We start from the raw sequence: 23,586 nt of genomic DNA on the forward strand, positions 1-23,586 counted from the left end.
CGCTGGGCGCGGTGGCCGTGCAGGGGCTGCGCCTGGCGGGCCGGCCGCTCGCGGTGCGGGTCGGCGCCGACGGCGCGGTGCGGGTCGAGGCCGAGGCGGACGTCGCGGTGCACGTGCGGTCCTGACGCCTGCCGGCGCGGGGTCGCCGCCGGTCACGGGCCCGTCGCCCGCGACCCCGGCGGCCCCGCGCCGTATCGTGGGGTCTTCTCGGACGCGGGCCGCGCGGACGACGGTGACGGGCGGTGGGACATGGGGCTGCTGGACCGGATCGGCTCCCCGGCCGACGTGCGCGCGCTGAGCGCGGGGCAGGTGCGGGCGCTGGCCGCCGAGATCCGCGGCTACCTGGTCGACCAGGTGTCCCGCACGGGCGGCCACCTGGGCCCCAACCTGGGCGTCGTCGAGCTGACCATCGCGCTGCACCGGGTGTTCGAGTCGCCGCGCGACACGCTGGTGTTCGACACGGGCCACCAGGCGTACGTGCACAAGCTGCTGACGGGCCGGCAGGACTTCGGCCGGCTGCGCCGGCGAGGCGGCCTGTCCGGCTACCCGAGCCGCGCGGAGTCCGAGCACGACGTGGTGGAGAACTCCCACGCGTCGACGGCGCTGTCCTGGGCCGACGGCATCGCCCGGGCGAACGCGCTGGCCGCCCGCGACGACCGGCACGTCGTGGCGGTGGTCGGCGACGGCGCGCTGACCGGCGGCATGGCCTGGGAGGCGCTGAACAACATCGCCGACGGCACGGACCGCCGGCTGGTCGTGGTGGTGAACGACAACGGCAGGTCGTACGCGCCGACGATCGGCGGGCTCGCGCTGCACCTGGACGCGCTGCGCACGACCCGCGGCTACGAGACGGTGCTGTCCTGGGGCAAGCAGGCGCTGAAGCGGTCCGGCCCGCCCGGGCGGATCGCGTACGACGCGCTGCACGGGCTCAAGAAGGGCATCAAGGACGTCGTCGCCCCGCAGGGGATGTTCGAGGACCTGGGGCTCAAGTACGTCGGCCCGGTGGACGGCCACGACGAGGCGGCCGTGGAGTTCGCGCTGCGCCGCGCGCGGTCGTTCGGCGGCCCGGTCATCGTGCACGTGATCACGGAGAAGGGCCGGGGCTACACGCCGGCCGAGCAGGACGTCGCCGACCGGTTCCACGCGGTCGGGCAGATCCACCCCGAGACCGGGCTGCCGGTCGCGCCGTCGCGGTTCGGCTGGACGGGGGTGTTCGCCGACGAGATCGTGCGGATCGGCCGCCGCCGCCCCGACGTCGTCGCGATCACGGCCGCGATGCTGCAGCCGGTGGGGCTCGCGCCGTTCGCCGAGGCGTTCCCGGGCCGGACGTTCGACGTCGGGATCGCGGAGCAGCACGCCGTGACGACGGCCGCGGGCATGGCGTTCGCGGGGCTGCACCCGGTGGTGGCGGTGTACGCGACGTTCCTCAACCGCGCGTTCGACCAGGTGCTGATGGACGTGGGCCTGCACCGCGCGGGCGTGACGTTCGTGCTCGACCGCGCGGGGCTCACCGGGGACGACGGCGCCTCGCACAACGGCGTGTGGGACCTGGCGGTGCTCGGCGTGGTCCCGGGGCTGCGGCTCGCGGCCCCCCGCGACGAGGAGACGCTGCGGGCGGCGCTGCGCGCCGCCGTCGACGTGGACGACGCGCCGACGGTGGTGCGCTACCCGAAGGGGGCGCTGACCGAGGCGCTGCCCGCGGTCGACGACGTGGACGGCGTGGACGTGCTGGCGCGGCACGGCGGCCCGGACGGTGCGCGGTCGGTGCTGGTGTGCGGGGTCGGTGCGATGGCGCGCACGGCCCTCGCGCTGGGCGAGCTGCTGGCGCAGCACGGGCTGCGGGTGACGGTCGTCGACCCGCGGTGGGTGCTGCCGGTGCCGGCGGCGCTGGTGAAGCTCGTGGGGGAGCACGACCACGCGGTGACGCTCGAGGACGGCGTGCGCGAGGGCGGCATCGGCTCGGCGGTCGGGCTGCGCGCCCGCGACGCCGGGATCACGACGCCCGTGCAGGCGTTCGGGGTGCCGCGGCGGTACCTGGAGCACGCCAGCCGGGACGAGCTGCTGACCGGGCTGCGGCTGACCGCGCCGGACGTGGCGCGGGACGTGCTCGCGGCGCTCGGCGCGGCGTCCTGACGCGGGTCCCGGGGGCCCGCTCCCGGGCCCTGGGTCCCCGACGTGAGCACCGTCACGCGCCCGTCCGGGGGCCCCGGAGAGGGGGCGGGACCTCGGTCCCAAGACATCCCATGACCTCGTGAATAGCGTCACGAGTACGACGCACTCAGCGAGGGAGCTTCAGATGTCCACCACAGCAACAACCCCCACCGGGACCGACGCCACCGCGCCGGCCTGGGACGGTTTCGTCACCGGACCCTGGTGTGACGGGATCGACGTCCGCGACTTCATCCAGCGCAACTACACGCCGTACACCGGCGAGGCCGACTTCCTCGCCGGCCCCACGGAGCGCACGACCGGGATCTGGGCGAAGCTCAGCGAGATGTTCCCGGCCGAGCGGGCCAAGGGCGTCTACGACATCGACAACCACACCCCGTCGACGATCGTCTCGCACCCGGCCGGCTACATCGACCAGGACAACGAGCTGATCGTCGGCCTGCAGACCGACGCCCCGCTCAAGCGCGCCATGATCCCCAACGGCGGGTGGCGCATGGTCGAGAAGAGCCTCGAGACCTACGGCTACGAGGTCGACCCCCAGGTCGCCAAGATCTTCACCACGTACCGCAAGACGCACAACGACGGCGTCTTCGACGTGTACCCGCCGAACGTGCGCGCCGCGCGCTCGTCGCACCTCATCACCGGCCTGCCGGACGCCTACGGCCGCGGCCGCATCATCGGCGACTACCGCCGCGTGGCGCTGTACGGCGTCGACGCGCTGATCGAGGCCAAGCGCCTCGAGCGGCACGAGATGGACATGGAGCCCTCGGTCGAGGACGTCATCCGCGACCGCGAGGAGAACGCGGAGCAGATCCGCGCGCTCGTCGAGCTCAAGCAGATGGCCGCGTCCTACGGCTACGACATCTCGAAGCCGGCGACCACCGCCCGCGAGGCCGTGCAGTGGCTGTACTTCGCCTACCTGGGCGCCGTGAAGGAGCAGAACGGCGCGGCCATGTCGCTCGGCCGCACCTCCACGTTCCTCGACGTGTACCTGCAGCGCGACCTCGCGTCGGGCGCGATCACCGAGGAGTTCGCGCAGGAGCTGATCGACGACTTCGTCATCAAGCTGCGCATCGTCCGGTTCCTGCGGACCCCGGAGTACGACCAGCTGTTCTCCGGCGACCCGACCTGGGTCACCGAGTCGATCGGCGGCATCGGCGAGGACGGGCGCCCGCTCGTCACCAAGTCGTCGTTCCGGTTCCTGCAGACGCTGTACAACGTCGGCCCGGCCCCGGAGCCGAACCTGACCGTGCTGTGGAGCAACCGCCTGCCGGAGGGCTTCAAGAAGTTCTGCGCCCAGGTGTCCATCGACACGTCCGCGATCCAGTACGAGTCGGACGACCTCATCCGCACCTCCTGGGGCGACGACGCGGCGATCGCCTGCTGCGTGTCCCCGATGCGGGTCGGCAAGCAGATGCAGTTCTTCGGCGCCCGGGTGAACATCGCCAAGGCCCTGCTGTACGCCATCAACGGCGGACGCGACGAGGTGTCCGGCAAGCAGGTCGCGCCGGTGTCCGCGCCGGTCGAGGGCGACGTCCTCGACTACGAGGACGTGGCGGCGAAGTACGACAAGCTGCTCGACTGGCTGGCCGAGACCTACGTCGACGCGCTGAACTGCGTGCACTACATGCACGACAAGTACGCGTACGAGCGGCTCGAGATGGCGCTGCACGACCGCCAGATCCTGCGGACCATGGCCTGCGGCATCGCCGGCCTGTCGGTGGTGGCGGACTCGCTCTCGGCCATCAAGTACGCCAAGGTCACGCCGGTGCGCGACGAGGACGGCCTGGTCACCGACTACGTGATCGAGGGCGACTTCCCGAAGTACGGCAACGACGACGACCGCGCGGACGACATCGCCGTGGGCATCACCAAGGCGTTCATGGAGAAGATCCGGCAGCACAAGACCTACCGGAACTCCCTGCACACCCAGTCGGTGCTGACCATCACCTCGAACGTCGTCTACGGCAAGGCCACGGGCAACACCCCCGACGGCCGCCGCGCCGGCGAGCCGTTCGCCCCGGGCGCCAACCCGATGAACGGGCGCGACTCCCACGGCATGCTCGCCTCCGCGATGTCGGTCGCGAAGCTGCCGTACTCCGAGGCGATGGACGGCATCTCGCTCACCTCGACGGTCGTGCCCTCGGGCCTCGGCCGCACCAAGGAGGAGCAGGTGGCGAACCTGGTGGGCCTCATGGACGCGTACAACGTGTCCTCCGGCTACCACCTGAACGTCAACGTCCTCAACCGGGACACCCTCGAGGACGCCATGGAGCACCCCGAGAAGTACCCGCAGCTCACCATCCGGGTGTCGGGCTACGCCGTGAACTTCGTGCGGCTGACCCGCGAGCAGCAGCTCGACGTGCTGTCCCGGACGTTCCACGGCGGCATCTGACGCCACCCGGCGTCACCGCCCGGCCCGGGGGAGCAGCCCCGGGCCGGGCGGCCCGCCACCGAACCACCCGCACCACCAGCAGGACCCCGCGAGGAGGTCGCGACCATGAGCAGCAGCCAGACCGTCGTCGGCGAGGTCGGCGCCCCGGTGATCGAGCTCGGCCTGCCCGTCACGGGCGGCTCGCACGAGCGCTCGACGGCAGGCACCGCGGGTCTCGCGGTCAGCGACGCCGAGCGCAGCGAGAAGTTCGCGCAGATGCGGGCCGGCGAGCTCGGGTCGCTGCACTCCTGGGAGCTCGTCACCGCGGTCGACGGCCCCGGCACCCGGCTCACCACGTTCCTGGCCGGCTGCCCGCTGCGCTGCCTCTACTGCCACAACCCCGACACGATGGAGATGCGCCGGGGCGAGCCGGTGCTCGCCGAGGAGCTGCTGCGCCGGATCCAGCGGTACGTCCCGGTGTTCGCGGTCACCGGCGGCGGCCTGACGATCTCCGGCGGCGAGCCGCTCATGCAGCCGGCGTTCGTCGCCCGGGTGCTGCGCGGGGCCAAGGAGCTCGGCGTGCACACCGCGATCGACACCTCCGGCTACCTCGGCGCGCACTGCTCGGACGCGATGCTCGCCGACATCGACCTGGTGCTGCTCGACGTGAAGTCGGGCATCCCCGAGACGTACAAGAAGACCACCGGCCGGGACCTGCAGCCGACGCTCGACTTCGGCCGCCGCGTCGCCGCGAGCGGCACGGAGATCTGGGTCCGGTTCGTGCTGGTGCCCGGGCTCACGGACGCCCCGGAGAACGTCGACGCGGTCGCCGACTACGTCGCCACGCTGTCCACCGTCAGCCGGGTCGAGGTGCTGCCGTTCCACCAGATGGGGCGGGACAAGTGGCAGAGCCTCGGCATGGCGTACGAGCTGGAGGACACCCAGCCGCCGAGCCCGGAGCTCGTCGCGCGGGTGCGCCAGCAGTTCCGGGACCGCGGGCTGACGGTGTTCTGAGCCGTCAGGCGGCCGCCGCGCCGGCGTCGGCCACCCCGGGCGGCAGCAGCCGCCGCCCGAGCACGCGCTCGGACCACCCGGTGCGGTCCAGCCACGGGCAGATCCCGCCGAGGTGCGCGGGCCAGCCGGCCCCGAGCAGCATCGCGAGGTCGACCTGGTCAGCGGACGGCACCACGCCCTCGTCGAGCAGCGAGCCGATCTCCTCGGCCAGGCCGCGCGCGACCCGGTCGAGCACGGCGGCCTCCTGCTCGGCGCGGGTCCCGCCCGCGGTGGGCGCCCCGAACGCGTCCTGGATCGCGGGGTCGACCACCGGCAGACCGGCGGGGCCCGGGTGCGCGACGGCGCGGCCCGCCTCGACGAGCGCGTCCAGGCCCGGGGACAGCGGGTAGCGGTCGCCGAGCTCGTCGTGCAGCGTCACCAGCACGTGCCGGGCCACCGGCAGGCCGACGAGCTGCAGCAGGGCGAACGGGCTCATCGGCAGGCCGAGGGGGCGCAGCGCGGCGTCCGCGGCCTCGACCGGGGTGCCGTCCTCGACCGCCCCCAGCACGTCGGCGAGCATCCGCAGCAGCACCCGGTTGACGACGAAGCCCGGGCGGTCGGTCGTGCGGACGACGGTCTTGCCCGCGCGCCGCGCGACGTCGACCGCCGTGGCGAGCGACGCGGGGTCCGACGCCTCCGTCGCCACGACCTCGACCAGCGGCATCTGCGCCACGGGGTTGAAGAAGTGCAGCCCGACGACGCGCTCCGGGTGCGCGAGGCCCCGGGACATCGCGGTGACCGACAGCGCGGACGTGTTCGTGGCGAGCACGCAGTCCGGGCGGACCAGGGCCTCCACCTCGGCGAACACCGCGCGCTTGACGTCGAGCACCTCGGTGACGGCCTCGATCACCAGGTCGGCGTCCGCGAGGTCGGCGAGGTCCGTGCCGACGGTGACCCGGTCGAGGAGCGCGCGCCCGGCGTCCTCCGGGAGCCGGCCGCGTCCGACGGCCGCCTCGACGAGGTCGCGGACGCGGTCACGGCCGGCAGCCGCGCGCTCCTCGTCGATCTCCCGCAGGGCCACGGGCACGTCGAGCCGCGTGCCGAGCAGCACGGCGAGCTGGGCGGCCATCAGGCCGGCGCCGACGATCCCGACCCGGCGGACCTGGCGCGGGGCCTCCGATCCGGCCTCCGCGCGGGCGGCGCGGCGCGCGCCCCGGCCCGTGAGCTCGGCGGCGTACAGGGCGGCGCGGGCCTCGTCCGAGACCAGCAGCCGGGACAGGGCGTCGTCCTCGGCGCGGAACCCGGCCTCCCGGTCGCGGGACCCCGCGCGGGCCAGCAGGTCCAGGACGTGCGCGTAGGCCGGGGCCGCGCCGTGCAGGCGGGCGTCGAGGGTGGTGGCGGCGCGGGCGAGCGGGTCCGGGTCGCCCTCCGGCACCGGGGGGACGCCGGCGGCGCGGCGGTCGGGGGAGCCGGCGCGCAGCACGCCGGCCGTCCACGCGAGGGCCGACTGCTCGAAGCCGTCGACCGGCAGGACGGCGTCGACCAGTCCGACCTCGAGGGCCTGCTCGGCCGTGGTCAGCCGGTTGCTCGCGAGCGGGCGCAGCACGGCGAGGTCGACCGCGGCGGGCAGGCCGACGAGGCGGGGGAGCAGCCACGACCCGCCCCAGCCCGGCACGATGCCCAGCGACGCCTCGGGCAGCCCGATCGAGCGGATCCCGGCGGCCGCGACCCGGTGGTCGCAGTGCAGCGCGAGCTCGAGGCCGCCGCCCAGCGCGTGCCCGGTGAGCCAGGCGAACGTCGGCACCGGCAGCTCGCCCAGCGGGCGGAGCGCGGCGTGCCCGGCCTCGGCGAGCGCACGGGTCTGGTCCAGGCCGTCGAGGCGCCGCGCGACGGACAGGTCGGCCCCGGCGACGAAGCAGCCGGGGCGGCCGGTGACGGCCACGGCGGCGATCTCGCCGGCCTCGGCCCGGGTGCGCACCGCGTCCAGGGCGGCGCGCAGCACCGCCAGGCCGCGCGGGCCGAGCGTGGTGGGCCGGCGCTCGTCCGCCGCGGTGAGCGTGAGCAGGGCGAGCACGCCCGCGCCGTCCGGCAGGTCGACGTCCCGGGCGGTGACGCGCAGGACGTGGTCGTCGGCCTCGGCGGGCAGCCCGCCGGGGGCGGGAGCGTCGGGCGCGGACGCGTGGGCCCCGGGCGCGGACGCGTGGGCCCCGGGCGTTGCGGGGTCGCGCGGGGCGGACGACGGGGACGGCTCGGTGGCGGCGTGGCGCATGCAGCACTCCCTGGGGACGACGGTGTCCGGTCGGAACACCGCGACCCTAGCCGCGCCGGTGCGCGCTGTCGCGGCGCCCGCGCGACGGCGCGCCGCGGCCCCGCAGGTCAGCCCGGGGGCCGGCGGCGTCGCGCGGCGCGCGGACCTGATCGTCGAGCGAGTACGCGACACGTCGAGCGAGTAGTCGGCGGGTACTCGCTCGACGTGTCGGTTGCCCACTCGGCGCGGCACGCGGGCGCGCGCGGGCCGTGGTGCACGCCGCGGCGGTCCGTCAGGCCGGGGTCGCCACCGCGGCGAACGCCTCCGCCAGGCGCGGGGCGAGCAGCCCGATCTGCCACGGCCGCGCGCCGCCGGCGGCCAGCCGCTCCGCGAGGTGCTGCTCGTCGGCCGGGACCGGCGGGGTCCAGCACACCCGGCGCAGCAGGTCCGGCTGCAGCAGGTTCTCGGCCGGCACGGTGTGCGCCTCGGACAGCTCGGCCACGACGGCGCGCGCGGCGGTGAGCCGGGCGGCGGCCGCGGGGTCGCGGTCGGCCCAGGCCCGGGGCGGCGGCGGGGCGTCGGTGCGCGGCCCGCGGCTGCTGGGCAGCTGGTCCTCGGGGAGCTGCAGGCCGGTGTCGATCGCGCGCTGCCAGAGCGCGGCGCGCCGCCGGGTGCCCTTGCCCGAGAACTGCGGCAGGGCGACGAGCTGCGGCACGGAGCGGGGGAGCGCCTGGGCGGCGGCGACGATCGCGGCGTCGGGCAGGACGCGGCCGGGGGAGATGTCCCGCTGCCGGGCGTTCTCGTCGCGGGTCTCCCACAGCGAGCGCACGACGGCGAGGCGGCGCGGGTCGCGGATCGCGTGCACGCCGGACACCCGGCGCCACGGCTCGACCCGGGGCGCGGGCGGCGGGGCGAGGCGCACGGCCTCGAACTCCTCGGCGGCCCACTGGGCCTTGCCGGCGAGGGCCAGCCGCTCGGCGAGGACCTCGCGCAGCTCGACCAGCACCTCGACGTCGAGCGCGGCGTACCGGAGCCACTGCTCGGGCAGCGGGCGGGTGGACCAGTCGACCGCGGAGTGCTCCTTGGCCAGGCCGAGGCCCAGCAGCTCGGCGACGACGGCGGCGAGGCCCACGCGCTCCAGGCCCAGCAGCCGGGCGCCGAGCTCGGTGTCGAAGACGCGCGAGGGGCGCATGCCCTGCTCGGCGAGGGCGCCGAGGTCCTGCGACGCGGCGTGCAGCACCCACTCGACGCCGACCAGGGCGTCGGACAGCGGGGACAGGTCGGGCACGGCCACGGGGTCGATGAGCGCGGTCCCGGCGCCCTCGCGGCGCACCTGCACCAGGTAGTTGTGCTGGCCGTAGCGGTAGCCGGACGCGCGCTCGGCGTCGACGGCCACCGGGCCGGTGCCCGCGCCGAACGCCTCGACCACCCGGGCGAACGCCTCGGGGGTGTCGACGACGGCGGGCACGCCCTCGGCGGGCTCGGTCAGGGGGACGACGGCGGGCGGCGCGGCGGGCTCCGTCGCGTCGGCGGGCTGCTCGTGGTCGGCGCCGGCCGGGGCGCTCGTCTCCTCGGCCGGGGTACCGGCCGGGTGCGGGACTGACTGCATGGGACAACCGTAGGCCGTCGGGGCGCCGCGTCCGTCCCGGCGCGCAGGCGCGGCGTCCGGCACGGCCCGGTGGCTCAGGCGAGCAGGCCGGTGCGGATGGAGATGGCGACCAGGGCGGCGCGGTCGCCGGTGCCGAGCTTGCGCGAGATCCGCGCGAGGTGGCTCTTGACGGTCAGCGCGGAGAGCCCGAGCTCGTCGCCGATGGCGCGGTTGCTGAACCCGTCGGCGACCAGGCGCAGCACGCTCAGCTCGCGGGAGGTCAGGTCGGGGCGGGTGCGTGCGAACGGCGACGGCACGGCGCCGGGGGCGGATCCGGGCGGGCCGACGGTCGCGTTCGGCTCGGTGGCGACGGCCCCGCGGAGGCCGCCGGTCAGCAGGCCGACCAGGTCGCGGCGCCCGGCACGGCGGGCGAGCAGGATGACGCGGCCGGAGCCGCGGCGGCGCAGGTTGCGCACGAGGGTCTGGCCCTCGCCCTCGCCGAGCTCGGTGACCACGACGCACATCTGGCCGAGGGGGCGGCGGCGCGGGTCGGTGCCGGTGCCCGCGCCCTGCGAACCGGGGCGGCGCGCCTGCGTGGCGACCGCGCCCACCCGGGTGCCCGGGACGCCCGGCGCCAGACCGGTGCCTCGTCGAATCGGCTCGATGCTCACTGCGGTGCCCCCTTGACGGTCCAACACTTGCCCCCTCTATCGACCCGTCGTCCCGGTGTCTTGAGCAGAACGGGTGACATCGTGACCCGCTCGTGACCCGGTTGTCACGGGCGGTCGCGCCCGGCCGGTGCCCGGCCTCCGCGCGGGACCCCCGCGGTCAGTGCCGCGGCCCCAGGGCGACGACGCCGTCGGGCAGGGGCGGCAGCCCGGCGACCGTGCACAGCAGGGTGCCCCACGCGCGCAGGTGCGGGGCCAGGTCCTCGTCGCGGGCCGTCCAGGAGGCGCGCAGCTCCAGCTCGCAGAGCTCCGGGCGCTCGTCCAGGGCGCCGAACGACTGGGACAGCACGCGGGTGACGGTCCCGCCGGCCGCGCGGGCGTCGACCCCGGCGGAGGCGAGGGCGTCGGAGAACCAGCTCCACGCGACTTCGGCGAGCAGCGGGTCCTGGCCGACCTCGGGCTCGAGCGTCGCGCGCACGAGCGTCACGAGCCGGAAGGCCCCGTCCCAGGCCTCCTGGCCGGCGGGGTCGTGCAGCACGACGAACCGGCCGGAGGCGAGCTCCTCGGCGTCGGGGTCGCGGCGGGTGCTGCGCACGTCGGCGACGAGGGCGGCGGTGTACGGGGCGATCCGCGCGGGGCCGGGCGCCTCCTCGAGGGACACCTCGGGTCGCAGCGTCACGCCCCGCAGCGACCGCAGGGCGCGCAGGAACTCCGGTGGCGCGTCGCGGGGGCCGGTGCTCACAGCGCCGAGCGTAGGGGCGACCCTCTCGACCGGTGGTCGCGGCACGCCGGGCGACCACGCCCCGGACTAGGGTGAACCTGCCCTGGCACCGCTTCGAAGGAGCACCCGCGCATGTCTGCACCCGCCGCACAGATCGGCGTCACCGGCCTGGCCGTGATGGGCCGGAACCTCGCCCGCAACCTGGCCCGGCACGGCTACACCGTCGCGGTGCACAACCGCTCGCAGGCGAAGACCGACTCGCTGATCGCCGACCACGGCGACGAGGGCACGTTCGTGCCGTCGGTCACGACCGAGGAGTTCGTGGCGTCGCTGGAGCGGCCGCGCAAGGTGATCATCATGGTCAAGGCCGGTGCCGCGACCGACGCGGTGATCGAGGAGCTGGTGCCGCTGCTCGACGAGGGCGACATCGTGATCGACGCGGGCAACGCGCACTTCCCGGACACCCGCCGCCGCGAGGCCGCGCTGCGCGAGAAGGGCCTGCACTTCGTGGGCACCGGCGTCTCGGGCGGCGAGGAGGGCGCGCTGAACGGCCCGTCGATCATGCCCGGCGGCTCGCGCGAGTCCTACGCGGTGCTCGGCCCGATCCTGGAGGACATCTCCGCGAAGGTCGACGGCACCCCGTGCTGCACCTACGTCGGCCCCGACGGCGCCGGCCACTTCGTCAAGATGGTGCACAACGGCATCGAGTACGCCGACATGCAGCTGATCGCCGAGGCGTACGACCTGCTGAAGCAGGGCCTGGGCGCGTCCGCCGCGGAGATCGCCGACATCTTCCGCACCTGGAACGAGGGCGACCTCGAGTCCTTCCTCATCGAGATCACCGCCGAGGTGCTCTCCCAGGTCGACGCCGAGACCGGGTCGGCGTTCGTGGACGTCGTGCTGGACCAGGCGGAGCAGAAGGGCACCGGCCGCTGGACCGTGCAGAACGGCCTGGACCTGGGCGTGCCGATCACCGGCATCGCGGAGGCCACGTTCGCCCGCGCGCTGTCCGGCTCCGTCCCGCAGCGCACCGCCGCCCGCGGCACGCTGCCCGCGCACGCCGGCAGCTTCGAGATCACCGACCGGGACGCGTTCATCGAGGACGTGCGCCTGGCGCTGTACGCGTCGAAGGTGGTGGCGTACTCGCAGGGCTTCGACCAGATCGCCGCGGCCTCCGCCGAGAACGGCTGGGACATCGACCGCGGCGCCATGGCCCGCATCTGGCGCGGTGGCTGCATCATCCGCGCCCGGTTCCTCAACCGGATCACCGAGGCGTACGAGCGCGACGCCGACCTGCCGCTGCTGCTCGCCGACGAGTACTTCACCGGCGCGGTCGGCAACGGCGTCGCCGCGTGGCGCCGGGTCGTGGCCCAGGCCGCGCTGGCCGGCGTGCCGACCCCGGCGTTCTCCTCGTCGCTGTCGTACTACGACGGGGTGCGGGCCGAGCGGCTGCCGGCGGCGCTGATCCAGGCGCAGCGCGACTTCTTCGGCGCGCACACCTACAAGCGCGTCGACAAGGACGGCACCTTCCACACCGAGTGGTCCGGCGACCGCGCCGAGCACGAGGCGTGAGCGCCGCGACGCCGGCGCCGGGCACCGAGGGGCTGCGCGACCTGCAGCCCGTCATGCTCGGCGCCGACATCGGCGTGTACGCCCTGGCGCGCGCCTTCCACGAGGCGTACGGGGTCCGGTCGATCGTGGTCAGCGGGGCGGCCCTCGGGCCGGTCGCCGACTCGCGGATCGTGCACAACCGGCTCGTCCCGGACGGGCACGACCCGCGCCAGCTGGTCGACGCCGTGCTGGAGGTGGCCCGCGAGCAGGCCGGGAAGCGGCTGGTGCTGCTGGCGAACTCGGACTGGCTGGTCCGGGTCGTCGTGCAGCACCGCGCCGAGCTCGAGCCGCACTACGTGGTGCCGTTCCTCGACGAGGAGCTGATGGACCGGCTGTCGGACAAGGCGACGTTCGCCGAGATCGCGACCGACCTCGGCCTGGCGGTGCCGCGGACGATCGTGCAGGACTTCGCGCTCGCGGACGACCCGGCCTGGGCGCCGGTCCCGGTGGACGTCGGCTACCCGCTGATCGCCAAGGCGGCCAGCAGCGCCGACTACCAGGAGGTCGAGTTCCCGGGGAAGAAGAAGGTCTTCGAGATCGGCTCTCCCGACGAGCTCGACGCCCTGTGGGCCTCGCTGCGCGGCGCGGGCTACCGGGGGCGGTTCGTCGTCCAGGAGCTCGTGCCGGGCGACGACACCCGGATGCGGTCCATCACGGCGTACGTGGACTCCCGCGGCTCGATCACGCTGCTGGCCTCCGCGCACGTGCTGCTCGAGGAGCACACGCCGTCCGGCCTGGGCAACCCGGCCGCGATGGTCGTCACCCGGGAGCAGGGGATGCTCGACCAGGCGGCGGCGTTCCTGCGCGGCGTGGGCTACGTCGGGTTCGCGAACTTCGACGTGAAGGTCGACCCCCGCGACGGGTCGTTCCGGTTCTTCGAGGTGAACCCCCGGATCGGGCGCAACAACTACTACGTGACGGCCGCCGGCGCGAACGTCGCGCGGTTCCTGGTCGAGGACCGGGTGCTGGACCGGGCGGTCGAGCCGGTCGTGGTCGACACCGAGGTGCTGTACTCGATCCTGCCGCACCGGCTGCTGCTGCGGTACGTCCTGGACCCGGCGCTGGCCGGCAAGGTGCGCGCCCTGATCCGGGCCGGGCGGGTGGCGCACCCGCTGCGTTACCGCCGCGACGCCGGGGTCAAGCGGCGCTGGTACGTGCTCGCCGCGGGCCTGAACCAGGTGCGCAAGTTCCGCCGGTACTACCCGGAGCCGACCAGCACGGGGTTCTGACGCCGCGCACGACGGCGGACGGCCGGCACCCCCGTGGGGGTGCCGGCCGTCGGCGTGTGGGGCCTCAGCCGAGCTCGGACGTCCCCGAGTACAGGTGCAGCACCGGCACCTGCAGGTCCTCGCGGGCGCGGGACGCCCAGTCGCGGTGGAACGTGTCCTCGAGCGCGTGCGGGTAGGTCACGACGACCACCTCGCGGGCGCCCTCCGACGCCACGGCGGCGCGCAGCGCGGGCAGCGGGTCGTCGTCCACGACCGTGCCGGTCGCGCTGATGCCGGCGGCCGCGAACGCGGCGAGGCTGTCGGCCAGCTGCTCGGCGGCGTCCGCCGTCGCCTCGGTCGGCTCGGGCTCGCGGCCCAGCACCGTGTCGAGCGCCTCGCGGAGCTCGCCCAGGCTGAGCTGGTCGACGAGGGACACGAGCACGTTGCGCTCGGTGTCGGCGGGGACGAGCACGCGGTACTGCAGCGTCTCCCCGTCGTGCAGCGAGGCGATGTGCGCGACGTCGGCGGCGGCGAGGGTGTCCTCCGTGAGGACCAGGATCGTGTCGGTCACGGATCGACCCTAGCGGGCGTCGGCGCTGCTCACCCGCCCGTGCCGAGGACCCAGCGCCCGAGCAGCATCCCGTCGTGGTGCAGCAGGTGCGCCGGGCGGGCGGGCTGCGGGTCGAGCCACTCGGGTCCCTGCACCGCGCGCAGGCCCGGCCCGGCGACGAGCAGCGGGCTGGTGGTGAGGCACAGCTCGTCCACCAGTCCGGCCGCGACGAGGTCCGTGAGCAGCCGCGGGCCGCCCTCGGCGAGCACCCGGGTCAGCCCGCGGGCGGCGAGGGCGTCCAGGGCGGCGTCGAGGTCGACCTCCTGGTCACCGGCCACCAGCACCCGGTCCTCGCCCAGCTCGGCGCGCAGCCCGGCCAGCCGGGGGTTGGCCGCGACGGTGAGGACGTACGGCGGGCGGGCGGTGCCGCGCAGGCCCGCCGGCAGCTCGCCCGACCCGGTGACCAGGGCCAGCTCGAGGTCGGGGGACTGGCCGCGGGCGGCGCGCGCCTCCCGCAGGTCGGCCGGCACCGGCAGCGGCGTGTAGCCCTCGGCGCGGGCGGTCCCGGCGCCGACCAGGACCACGTCGGCGACCGCGCGCATGACCCGGAACACGCGCCAGTCGGCGGGTCCGTTGATGCTGCGCGACCGGCCGTCCGGCCCCTGGGCGGAGCCGTCGACCGTGGCGATCATGTTCGCCCGCACGGCGGCGCGGCGCCCCGGGCGCGGCGCGGGGTGCGCGTACAGGTCGTGCAGGGCGGGCTCCCCGGGCTCCGGGTCGAGGCGCGCGCCGGCGCGGTCCAGGGGCAGCAGCACGTCCAGGGGCGGGAGCTCGCGGGGCATGCGCGCCAGGCTAGCCGTAGGCTGTCCGGCCGTGAGCCCCAGCCCCGCCACGCCGACGACGGCGAGCCTGACCGCCCGGCGCCCCGACGTCGGCCGCGACCGCCTGCTCGCGGAGCGCGTCCCGCCGCCGCACTTCGCCGGCGAGTCCTTCGACACCTACCGGCCCGATCCGGAGTACCCGAGCCAGGCGGCCGCGGTCGCCCGGCTGCGCGAGGTGGCGGCGGCGCTGACCGGCGGGGGCGGTTCCGGCGGCCCGCTGCGGTGGCTGCGCCGCAAGCCGGCCGCGGTGCCGGCGGTGTACCTGGACGGCGGGTTCGGCGTCGGCAAGACCCACCTGCTCGCGTCGCTGGCCGCGGCGGTCGGCCCGGACGCCGCCGCGTACGGCACGTTCGTGGAGTGGACGAACCTGGTCGGGGCGCTCGGCTTCCGGCCGACCGTCGACGCGCTCGCGACCCGCCGGCTCGTGTGCATCGACGAGTTCGAGCTCGACGACCCGGGCGACACCGTGCTGATGTCCCGGCTGCTGCGCGAGCTCACCGACCGCGGGGTCGCGCTCGCGGCCACCTCCAACACGCTGCCGGAGTCGCTCGGCGAGGGCCGGTTCGCCGCCGACGACTTCCTGCGCGAGATCCAGGACCTGTCCGACCGGTTCGAGGTGCTGCGGATCGACGGCCAGGACTACCGCCGCCGGGAGGCGGTGACCGACGCCCCGGGGCTCGACGACGCGGCGGTGCGCGCCGCCGCCGAGCGGGTCGCCGGCGCCACGCTCGACGACTTCGGCGACCTGCTCGCGCACCTGTCGACCGTGCACGCCTCGCGGTACGGCGCGCTGCTGGACGGGGTCGAGCTCGTCGGGCTGACCGGCGTCGGGCCCGTGCCCGACCAGGACGTCGCGCTGCGGCTGGTGTCGCTGGTGGACCGCCTGTACGACCGCGACGTCCCGGTGCTGCTCGGCGGCGCGGGGGAGTCCGTGCTGTTCGGCGAGCAGATGCTGGCCGGCGGGTACCGGAAGAAGTACTACCGGGCGCTGTCCCGGCTGGGAGCGCTGGCCGAGCGCGGCCGCCAGGAGGCCGCGACCCGCGGCTGACGACCGGGCGGGTGCGACCCGGCCCGGCCGGCAGCCGGGGCCCGGGGTCAGGGGGCCAGGACCGCCACCGAGCGCGGGCCCAGGATCAGCCGGGGGCCGGTGCCGTCCGCGGCCGGGACCAGGCGGGCCGTGGCCCACGACGCGAGCACGCGCAGGTCGCGGTCGGAGGCGAGCGGGACGGTGCGCTCGGCGTCGCCGAGGTTGACCACGACGCGGGCGTCGCCGCGGTGCAGCACGAGCCAGTCGGCCCACGCGCCGTCGACGGGCTCGGCCGTCCCGGCGCCCCCGGCCCACGTCAGGTCCGTGCGCGACCGGTCGCCCGACGCCAGGTCCGGCACCTCCCGGCGCAGCCGCGCCAGCTCCCGGTACCAGTCCAGCATCCGCTCCCCGCCGGGCAGCGTCGGCTCGTCCCAGTCGAGCCGGCCGGCCTCGAACGTCGCGCCGGCCTGCGGGTCCGGGACCTCGAACGACTCCTCGTCCGCCCCGTACATCTCCGCCCAGCCGTGCCCGCCGAACTCCCGGGACCGGCCCTCGCGCACCGCCTGCGCGAGCTCGGGCTCCGGGTGGTCGGTGACGTACATCCACGGCGTCCGGGCGCCCCACTCCTCGCCCATGAACAGCATCGGGGTGAACGGCGAGAGCAGCACGAGCGCGGCCGACGCGGCCAGCGCGCCGTCGTCGAGCACCGCGGACGGCCGGTCGCCGAGCGCGCGGTTGCCGACCTGGTCGTGGTCGGAGCCGAACACGACGAACCGGTGCCCGTCGACCTCCGGCGGAACGGGCCGGCCCCAGTCCTCGCCGCGGAAGGTCGAGTACCCGCCGTCGTGCACGAACACGTCGCGGTACGCCTTGCGCAGCGTCTCCGGGTCGCCGAAGTCGACGTAGTACCCGTGCCGCTCGCCGGTGAGCAGGGCGTGCAGCGCGTGGTGCACGTCGTCCGCCCACTGCGCCGTCATGCCCCAGCCGCCCTCGGCCGTCGGGGTGACGGACACCGGGTCGTTCAGGTCGACCTCGGCGATCAGCGACAGCGGCCGGCGCAGCTCGGCGGACAGCGCCGCCACCTCGTCGGACAGCTGCGCCAGGACGTGCCGCGGCGAGTCGTCCACCAGCGCGTGCACCGCGTCGAGCCGCAGGGCGTCCACGTGGAAGTCCCGGAGCCAGCGGAGCGCGCTGTCCACGATCCAGCGGCGCACCTCGCCCGCGTCCGGCCCGTCGAGGTTGATCGCCGCGCCCCACGGGGTGTGGTGCGCGTCGGTGAAGTACGGCCCGAACTCGCCCAGGTAGTTGCCCGACGGCCCCAGGTGGTTGTGCACGACGTCCAGGCAGACGGCCAGGCCGGCGGCGTGCGCGGCGTCGACGAACCGCTGCAGGGCGGCGGGGCCGCCGTACGGCTCGTGCACGCCGTACAGGCTGACGCCGTCGTAGCCCCAGCCGCGCTCCCCGTTGAAGGGCGCGACCGGCAGCAGCTCGACGACCTCCACGCCGGTGGAGACGAGGTGGTCGAGGTGCGCGACGGCGGCGTCCAGGGTGCCCTCCGGCGTGAACGTGCCGACGTGCAGCTCGTAGACGACCGCGCCGCGCACGTCGCGCCCGGCCCAGCCGTCGTCGGACCACGCGTGCCGGGAGGCGTCGAACACGCGGCTCGGGCCGTGCACGCCGGCGGGGGCCCACGGGCCGCGCGGGTCCGGGCGGGGGTCGCCGCCGTCGAGCACGAAGGCGTAGTCGGTGCCGTGCGGCAGGTCCCGGTCGCCCGTCCACCAGCCGTCGCCGGCGGCGGTGAGCGGGACGGTCTCGGCCCCGGCGTCGTCGGCCGCGGGCAGGTGCAGCGCGACGGTCGTCGCGCGCGGCGCCCACACGTCGCCGGGCCGGACGTCACGGGCGGCGCGGGTCTCGGTCACGCGTCGGTCCTCCTCACGAGCAGGGCGACCGGCAGCCGGTCGAGCAGGTCGGACAGCGGGCGCACGCCGCCCTCGACGGGGCGGTCCACGAGCACGTCGTGCCAGTCGCCCTCGGGCAGGGCGACGGTGTGTTCGCCCCAGCCCCCGAGCCGGTCGACCATCGCGGCGAGCCGGGTGGCGACCACCGCGACCCGGGGCTCGCCGTCGGCGGTGCGCGCGTAGGTGAGGACGTGGCCGGTCGAGTGCGGCAGCGGCGTGATCCCCGCGCCCGGGCCGGTGAACGCCTCGGGCAGGTCCCGGCGCAGCCGGAGCGCGCGCGAGGTGACCAGCAGCTTCTCGTCCGCCAGGTCGCGGGTGCCGGCACCCTCGTCGAGCCGGGCGAGCCGCGCCGCGATCGCCGCGTGGTCCACCGGCCGGCGGTTGTCCGGGTCGACCAGCGCGACGGCGGGCACCTCGGTGCCCTGGTAGACGTCGGCGACGCCCGGCAGCGTGAGCTGCACGAGCTTCTGGCCCAGCAGGGCGGCCCGCACGGCGTCGCGGGTCCGGTGCTCCCACCCCGTGAGCAGCCCGGCGACCCGCTCGTCGGCCAGCGCCTGGGCGGCGACGTCGAGCACCGCGCGCTCGTAGGCCTCGTCCGGACTGGTCCACGACGTCCGGTCCTTCGCCTCCCGCACGGCCTTGGTGAGGTACTCGGTGAGCCGCTCGACGGCGATCGGGCCGTCGGCCGTCCACGTGCCCGCCAGGGTCTGCCACAGCAGGTTCTCCGCGCGACCGTCGAGCAGGGTGCTCCGGTACGCGGCGGTGGCCTCCCGCAGCCGCCCGACCAGCTCGGCCCACTCCACCGGCAGCTCGGACAGCACGCCGAGCCGCGCCCGGACGTCCTCGCTGCGCTTGGTGTCGTGCGTCGACAGCGTGGTCATGCCGAGCGGCGTCTGCTGCTGGGCGCGGACCGCCCAGGCCAGCAGCTCGGTGGGGGACAGGGCGAACCGCTCCGGCTCGCCGCCGACCTCGGTGAGCGACACCAGGTGGGTCCACCGGTAGAACGCGGTGTCCTCCACGCCCTTGGCCATCACCGCGCCGCAGGTCTGCTGGAACCGCACGACCAGCTCGTCGCGCTGCGGCTCCCGGGTGCGGCCCGCGCTGCCGACCTCGCGGCCGAGCAGCAGGTCGACCAGCACGTCCATCGTCGCCGCGCGCTCGGGGGACAGCCGCGAGCGCGCCGCCCGGGCCGCCTGCTCCAGCACCTCCACGTCGGCCGGGTGCGGGGTGCGGCCCGGCACGACGTAGGCGCGGTACCGGTCCATCGCGACCAGCAGCTCCACCAGGCAGTCGTGCAGCGAGCGCCAGGTGTGGTCCCGCAGCCGCAGGTCGCCGCGGCACACCTCGGCGGCGAGCTCGGTCAGCCGGTACACCTCGGCGTACAGCGCGCGGTCGACGATCTCCCGCTTGGCGGTGTCGACCACCTCGGGCAGGGCGTCGGAGGCCTCGCCGGTCAGCCGGTGCATCAGCGCACCGAGCCGGGCGCCGCCGCCGGGGTCCACGAACGCCTGCTGGATCCGCCACAGCGCCTCGTACCCGGTGGTGCCGGCGGTGTCCCAGTCGGCGGGCAGCTCCTCGTCGCCCTGCAGGATCTTCTCGACCACGACCCACGCGCCGCCGGAGCGCTCGCGCAGCCGCTCCAGGTAGCCCCCCGGGTCGGCCAGGCCGTCCGGGTGGTCGATCCGCAGGCCGTCGAGCACGCCCTCGTCCAGCAGGCGCAGCACCAGGGCGTGCGTCGCGTCGAACACGGCCGGGTCCTCGACGCGGATCGCGGCGAGCGTGCCGACGTCGAAGAACCGCCGGTAGTTCAGCTCCTCGTCGGCGACCCGCCAGTACGCCAGCCGGTAGTGCTGCCGCTCCAGCAGCTCCGCCAGCGGCAGCGCCTCGGTCCCGGGGCGGACCGGGAAGGTGTGGTCGTAGTACCGGAGCACCGGCTGCGGCTCGTCCCCCTGGCCCGGGACGACCTCGTGCTCCAGGCGGATCTCGCCGGAGGCCAGCACGGCGCCGATCCGGTCGCCCAGCACCGGCATCAGCACGTCGCCCTCGCCCGCGGACCAGTCGACGTCGAACCAGGACGCGTACGGCGACGCGGGGCCCTCGGCCAGCACGGACCACAGGGCCTTGTTGTGCCACGCGGGGGTGGGCACGGCCATGTGGTTCGGCACGATGTCGAGCACCAGGCCGAGCCCGGCGGCGTGCGCCCGGTCGGCGAGCCGGCGCAGGGCGGGCTCGCCGCCGAGCACCGGCGACACCTCGTCGTGGTCGACGACGTCGTAGCCGTGCGTCGAGCCCGGCGCCGCGGTGAGGACCGGTGACAGGTACACGTGCGTCACCCCGAGGTCCGCGAGGTACGGCACCAGGTCCGCGGCGTCGTCCAGGGTGAGGTCGGCCCCGAGCTGGAGCCGGTAGGTGGAGGTCGGCACCGGGCGCCCCGGCTGGGGCAGCCGGCGGGTGGGGGTGCGGGGCTCGGTCCCGCGGTCGACGGTCACGCGCCGCGCTTCGGCCGGGCGGACGCGTCGGCGGCCGCGGGCGCGCCGGTGCCCGGCAGGCCCGACGGGGCCGGCGGCTCCGCGCCGGACGGCAGCGACGTCACCGCCGGCGCCTGGGTGACCGGGTCGACCTGCTGGATCGGGGGCCGGGACAGCACCACGGTCGACCGGTGGGCGATCTCGACCGTGCTGGAGTGCGCGATCTCGTCGCCCGGGGCGAGCTGGTGGTCGCTGTCCAGCACGACGGTCCAGGTCTCGCCGTACTCCGCGCTGGGCAGCGTGAACGACGCCGGCTCCGGCTGGGCGTTGAACAGCACGAGGAACGAGTCGTCGACGATCTCCTCGCCGCGCAGGTCGGGCTCGGCGATGGCGTCGCCGTTGAGGAAGACCATGACGGCGCGCGCGAACTCCTCCTGCCACTGCGCGTCCGACATGTGGGTGCCCGCGGGGGACATCCACGCGATGTCGCGCAGGTCGGACTCGCCGCCCCGCTCCGGCGCGCCGGCGAAGAACCGCCGACGACGGAACACCGGGTGGTCCTTGCGCAGGTGCACGACCCGGCGGGCGTACTCGAGCAGCTCGGTGTCGTACTCGTCGAGCTCCCAGTTCTGCCAGGACAGCTCGTCGTCCTGGCAGTACACGTTGTTGTTGCCCTGCTGGGTCCGGCCCATCTCGTCGCCGTGCAGGATCATCGGCACGCCCTGGGACAGCAGCAGCGTGGTGAGGAAGTTCCGGCGCTGCCGGCCGCGCAGGTCCAGGACCTCCGGGTCGTCCGTCGGGCCCTCGACCCCGCAGTTCCACGACCGGTTGTGGCTCTCGCCGTCCCGGTTGTCCTCGCCGTTCGCCTCGTTGTGCTTCTCGTTGTACGCGGTGAGGTCGGCCAGCGTGAACCCGTCGTGCGCGGTGACGAAGTTCACGCTCGCGATCGGGCGGCGCCCGGTGTGCTCGTACAGGTCGGAGGACCCGGACAGCCGGCTCGCGAACTCCGCCAGCGTCGACGGCTCTCCGCGCCAGAAGTCGCGCACCGTGTCCCGGTACTGCCCGTTCCACTCCGACCACAGGGGCGGGAACCCGCCGACCTGGTAGCCGCCGTCGCCGAGGTCCCACGGCTCCGCGATGAGCTTGACCTGGGAGATGATCGGGTCCTGCTGCACGATGTCGAAGAACGCGCTGAGCCGGTCGACCTCGTGGAACTGGCGGGCCAGCGTCGCCGCCAGGTCGAACCGGAACCCGTCGACGTGCATGTCCTGCACCCAGTAGCGCAGCGAGTCCATGATCAGCTGCAGCACGTGCGGGGACCGCATGAGCAGCGAGTTCCCGGTGCCGGTGGTGTCGAAGTAGTGCGCCTGGTCCTCGTCGACCAGGCGGTAGTAGGACGCGTTGTCGATGCCGCGGAACGACAGCGTCGGGCCCAGGTGGTTGCCCTCGGCGGTGTGGTTGTAGACCACGTCGAGGATGACCTCGATGTCGGCGGCGTGCAGCGCCTTGACCATCGCCTTGAACTCCTGCACCTGCTGGCCCGTGCTGCCGAAGGCCGCGTAGGCGTTGTGCGGCGCGAAGAAGCCGATGGTGTTGTAGCCCCAGTAGTTCGACAGCCCGCGGTCCTGCAGGGACGGGTCGTTCACGAACTGGTGCACCGGCATGAGCTCGACGGCGGTGACGCCGAGGCTCGTGAGGTGCTCGATGACCGCGGGGTGGGCGAGCGCCGAGTAGGTGCCGCGCATCTCCTCCGGGACGGCCGGGTGCAGCTGCGTCAGGCCCTTGACGTGCGCCTCGTAGATGACGGAGTCGTGGTACTCGTGCTGCGGCGGCCGGTCGTGGCCCCAGTCGAAGTACGGGTTCACCACGACCGAGGTCATGGTGTGGCCCGCGGAGTCCTCGGTGTTCCGCTCGTCCTCGGCGCCGAACGTGTACGAGTACAGCGACGGGTCGTTGTCGATCTGCCCGTCGATCGCCTTCGCGTACGGGTCGAGCAGCAGCTTCGACGGGTCGCACCGGTGGCCCTGCGCGGGGTCGTACGGGCCGTGCACCCGGAACCCGTACCGCTGGCCGGGCTGGAGCGCGGGGACGTAGCCGTGCCACACGAACGCGTCGACCTCCGGCAGGTCCACCCGCGTCTCGTTCCCCGCCTCGTCGAACAGGCAGAGCTCCACCCGCTCGGCGACCCCCGAGTACAGCGCGAAGTTCGTGCCGCTGCCGTCGTAGGTCGCGCCGAGCGGGTAGGGGCGTCCGGGCCAGATCCTCATGCGCGTCAGTCCTCCGGGGGCAGGTGGGGCGGGCGGCGGGACACCGCTCCTGGGCACAGCGTGCCAGGGGACCCCCCAGGTGCGCAGGACGAACGGACGCCGCGGGGTGCCGCCGGGGCGCTGCGGGGCGGGTGGGGTGCCGCGTGGCGGGCCGCCGCGGGCCGGGCGGGTGGCCGCCGGCGGGCCCCGCGCTGGGCCGAACGGGCGGCCTGGCCGGGGAGTTCACCCGGGGCAGACGCCCCGTTCACCCCGTCGGACTATCGCATAACGGGCAAATCGGACCCATGCTCAGGGTCATGGCGGAACAGGACGACGCGCGGGTGGTGATCACCAACGCGGACATCGCGGCGGCGAAGCGGGACTGGCAGCTCGCCCGCACCCGCGGGGACCTGCCCGCCCGGGTCGACGAGGCGTACGACCTCTACCGGCGGCTGGTGTCCGCCCAGGCGCAGCAGATCGCGGACACGTTCCGGGCGACGGGAGCCCTCCGCGCCGACCAGGGCTGACCCGCCCCGCCCTGCCGAACCCGCAGCGCCACCTGCCGCCCCCAGCCCGCACCGCCCCCCAGCGCGCACCGATCCCCCCGAGCGCGCACTGCCCGCCGAACGTGCACTGCCCGCCGAACGTGCACTAGATGCGGGGTTCGCGGACCCGGAACCCCGCATCTCGTGCAGTCTCGGCGGGTGCGGGTGCGGGTGCGGGTGCGGGTGCGGGGGCGGCGGGTGCGGGGTCCGGGGGGTGGCCGGGGGCGGGTGGCGCGGTCAGGCGGTCGACGGCGGCGCCGAGGTCGTCGTCGGCGCCCGCGTCGACCAGCTCCGCGAGCCGCCGCCCGCCCAGCGCGGCGCCGAGCCCGGC

The 23,586-nt window shown here is 75.3% G+C and carries 17 protein-coding genes; 7 read left to right on the forward strand and 10 right to left on the reverse strand.

Features of this window, described 5'->3' with window-relative positions; genetic code table 11:
- Positions 1-249 precede the first annotated feature (249 nt).
- The 3 genes from dxs (at position 250) to pflA (ending at position 5,557) form a co-directional block, all read left to right on the forward strand.
- Positions 250-2,133 (forward strand): 1-deoxy-D-xylulose-5-phosphate synthase, encoded by a 1,884-nt coding sequence (gene dxs / locus FA014_RS07675; protein ID WP_154729101.1) that lies wholly within the window; start codon positions 250-252, stop codon positions 2,131-2,133.
- A gap of 163 nt (positions 2,134-2,296) precedes the next feature.
- Positions 2,297-4,564 carry a formate C-acetyltransferase gene (gene pflB, locus FA014_RS07680; protein WP_154729102.1) on the forward strand — a complete coding sequence of 756 codons (2,268 nt, stop codon included), beginning with the start codon at positions 2,297-2,299 and terminating at the stop codon, positions 4,562-4,564.
- A 105-nt stretch (positions 4,565-4,669) separates the two neighbouring features.
- Positions 4,670-5,557, forward strand: coding sequence for a pyruvate formate-lyase-activating protein (gene pflA / locus FA014_RS07685; RefSeq protein ID WP_154729103.1), 888 nt, complete (start codon positions 4,670-4,672; stop codon positions 5,555-5,557).
- 4 nt (positions 5,558-5,561) lie between these two features.
- On the opposite strand, the gene FA014_RS07690 is transcribed toward pflA, so the two are convergent.
- From FA014_RS07690 to FA014_RS07705, 4 genes are all read right to left on the reverse strand, one after another.
- On the reverse strand, positions 5,562-7,805 hold the full coding sequence (locus FA014_RS07690; RefSeq protein ID WP_154729104.1) for a 3-hydroxyacyl-CoA dehydrogenase NAD-binding domain-containing protein: 2,244 nt from the start codon (positions 7,803-7,805) through the stop codon (positions 5,562-5,564).
- 271 nt (positions 7,806-8,076) lie between these two features.
- Positions 8,077-9,393 carry an HRDC domain-containing protein gene (locus FA014_RS07695; RefSeq protein WP_154729105.1) on the reverse strand — a complete coding sequence of 439 codons (1,317 nt, stop codon included), beginning with the start codon at positions 9,391-9,393 and terminating at the stop codon, positions 8,077-8,079.
- Positions 9,394-9,467: 74 nt separating this feature from the next.
- Entirely contained in the window at positions 9,468-10,043 is a 576-nt protein-coding gene (locus tag FA014_RS20940) for a helix-turn-helix transcriptional regulator (RefSeq protein ID WP_268865885.1), read from the reverse strand.
- Positions 10,044-10,200: 157 nt separating this feature from the next.
- Entirely contained in the window at positions 10,201-10,782 is a 582-nt protein-coding gene (locus FA014_RS07705) for a DUF3000 domain-containing protein (protein WP_154729106.1), read from the reverse strand.
- A gap of 111 nt (positions 10,783-10,893) precedes the next feature.
- Here FA014_RS07705 and gndA point away from each other — a divergent pair, with 111 nt between their 5' ends.
- Together gndA and FA014_RS07715 are read left to right on the forward strand one after the other, a co-directional pair.
- Positions 10,894-12,333: an NADP-dependent phosphogluconate dehydrogenase gene (gndA, locus tag FA014_RS07710; protein WP_154729107.1), complete on the forward strand. Its 1,440-nt coding sequence runs from the start codon at positions 10,894-10,896 to the stop codon at positions 12,331-12,333.
- Positions 12,330-13,601, forward strand: a complete 1,272-nt coding sequence (locus FA014_RS07715; RefSeq protein WP_328288182.1) for a carboxylate--amine ligase — start codon at positions 12,330-12,332, stop codon at positions 13,599-13,601. Before gndA ends, FA014_RS07715 begins: the two co-directional genes overlap by 4 nt.
- A 64-nt stretch (positions 13,602-13,665) precedes the next feature.
- Here FA014_RS07715 and FA014_RS07720 read toward each other — a convergent pair whose 3' ends face one another.
- Positions 13,666-14,151, reverse strand: coding sequence for a hypothetical protein (locus FA014_RS07720; RefSeq protein ID WP_154729108.1), 486 nt, complete (start codon positions 14,149-14,151; stop codon positions 13,666-13,668).
- Positions 14,152-14,180: 29 nt separating this feature from the next.
- Complete coding sequence (locus tag FA014_RS07725; protein WP_154729109.1) at positions 14,181-14,972, reverse strand: dihydrofolate reductase family protein; 792 nt, start codon at positions 14,970-14,972, stop codon at positions 14,181-14,183.
- Between FA014_RS07725 and zapE the strand changes: the two genes are divergently transcribed.
- A complete protein-coding gene (gene zapE, locus FA014_RS07730; RefSeq protein WP_154729110.1) occupies positions 14,971-16,059 on the forward strand; it encodes a cell division protein ZapE in 1,089 nt (362 codons plus the stop codon). The two genes, FA014_RS07725 and zapE, sit on opposite strands and share 2 nt — an antisense overlap.
- 47 nt (positions 16,060-16,106) lie before the next feature.
- Here zapE and treZ read toward each other — a convergent pair whose 3' ends face one another.
- The 3 genes from treZ to glgX are packed head-to-tail and all read right to left on the reverse strand — an operon-like array spanning position 16,107 to position 22,731.
- Positions 16,107-17,957, reverse strand: coding sequence for a malto-oligosyltrehalose trehalohydrolase (gene treZ / locus FA014_RS07735; RefSeq protein ID WP_230322959.1), 1,851 nt, complete (start codon positions 17,955-17,957; stop codon positions 16,107-16,109).
- On the reverse strand, positions 17,954-20,485 hold the full coding sequence (treY, locus tag FA014_RS07740; protein WP_154729111.1) for a malto-oligosyltrehalose synthase: 2,532 nt from the start codon (positions 20,483-20,485) through the stop codon (positions 17,954-17,956). The genes treZ and treY overlap by 4 nt, the downstream gene beginning before the upstream one ends.
- Positions 20,482-22,731: a glycogen debranching protein GlgX gene (glgX, locus tag FA014_RS07745; protein WP_154729112.1), complete on the reverse strand. Its 2,250-nt coding sequence runs from the start codon at positions 22,729-22,731 to the stop codon at positions 20,482-20,484. Before glgX ends, treY begins: the two co-directional genes overlap by 4 nt.
- Before the next feature lie 296 nt (positions 22,732-23,027).
- Here glgX and FA014_RS07750 point away from each other — a divergent pair, with 296 nt between their 5' ends.
- Positions 23,028-23,237 (forward strand): hypothetical protein, encoded by a 210-nt coding sequence (locus FA014_RS07750; RefSeq protein ID WP_154729113.1) that lies wholly within the window; start codon positions 23,028-23,030, stop codon positions 23,235-23,237.
- Between the two features lie 124 nt (positions 23,238-23,361).
- Here the strand turns inward: FA014_RS07750 and FA014_RS19915 are convergent.
- Positions 23,362-23,586: hypothetical protein (locus tag FA014_RS19915; RefSeq protein WP_195969198.1), on the reverse strand; the 225-nt coding region annotated here is incomplete at its 5' end.

This window comes from Cellulomonas hominis (genome assembly GCF_005239125.1).
Classification (GTDB): domain Bacteria; phylum Actinomycetota; class Actinomycetes; order Actinomycetales; family Cellulomonadaceae; genus Cellulomonas; species Cellulomonas hominis_A.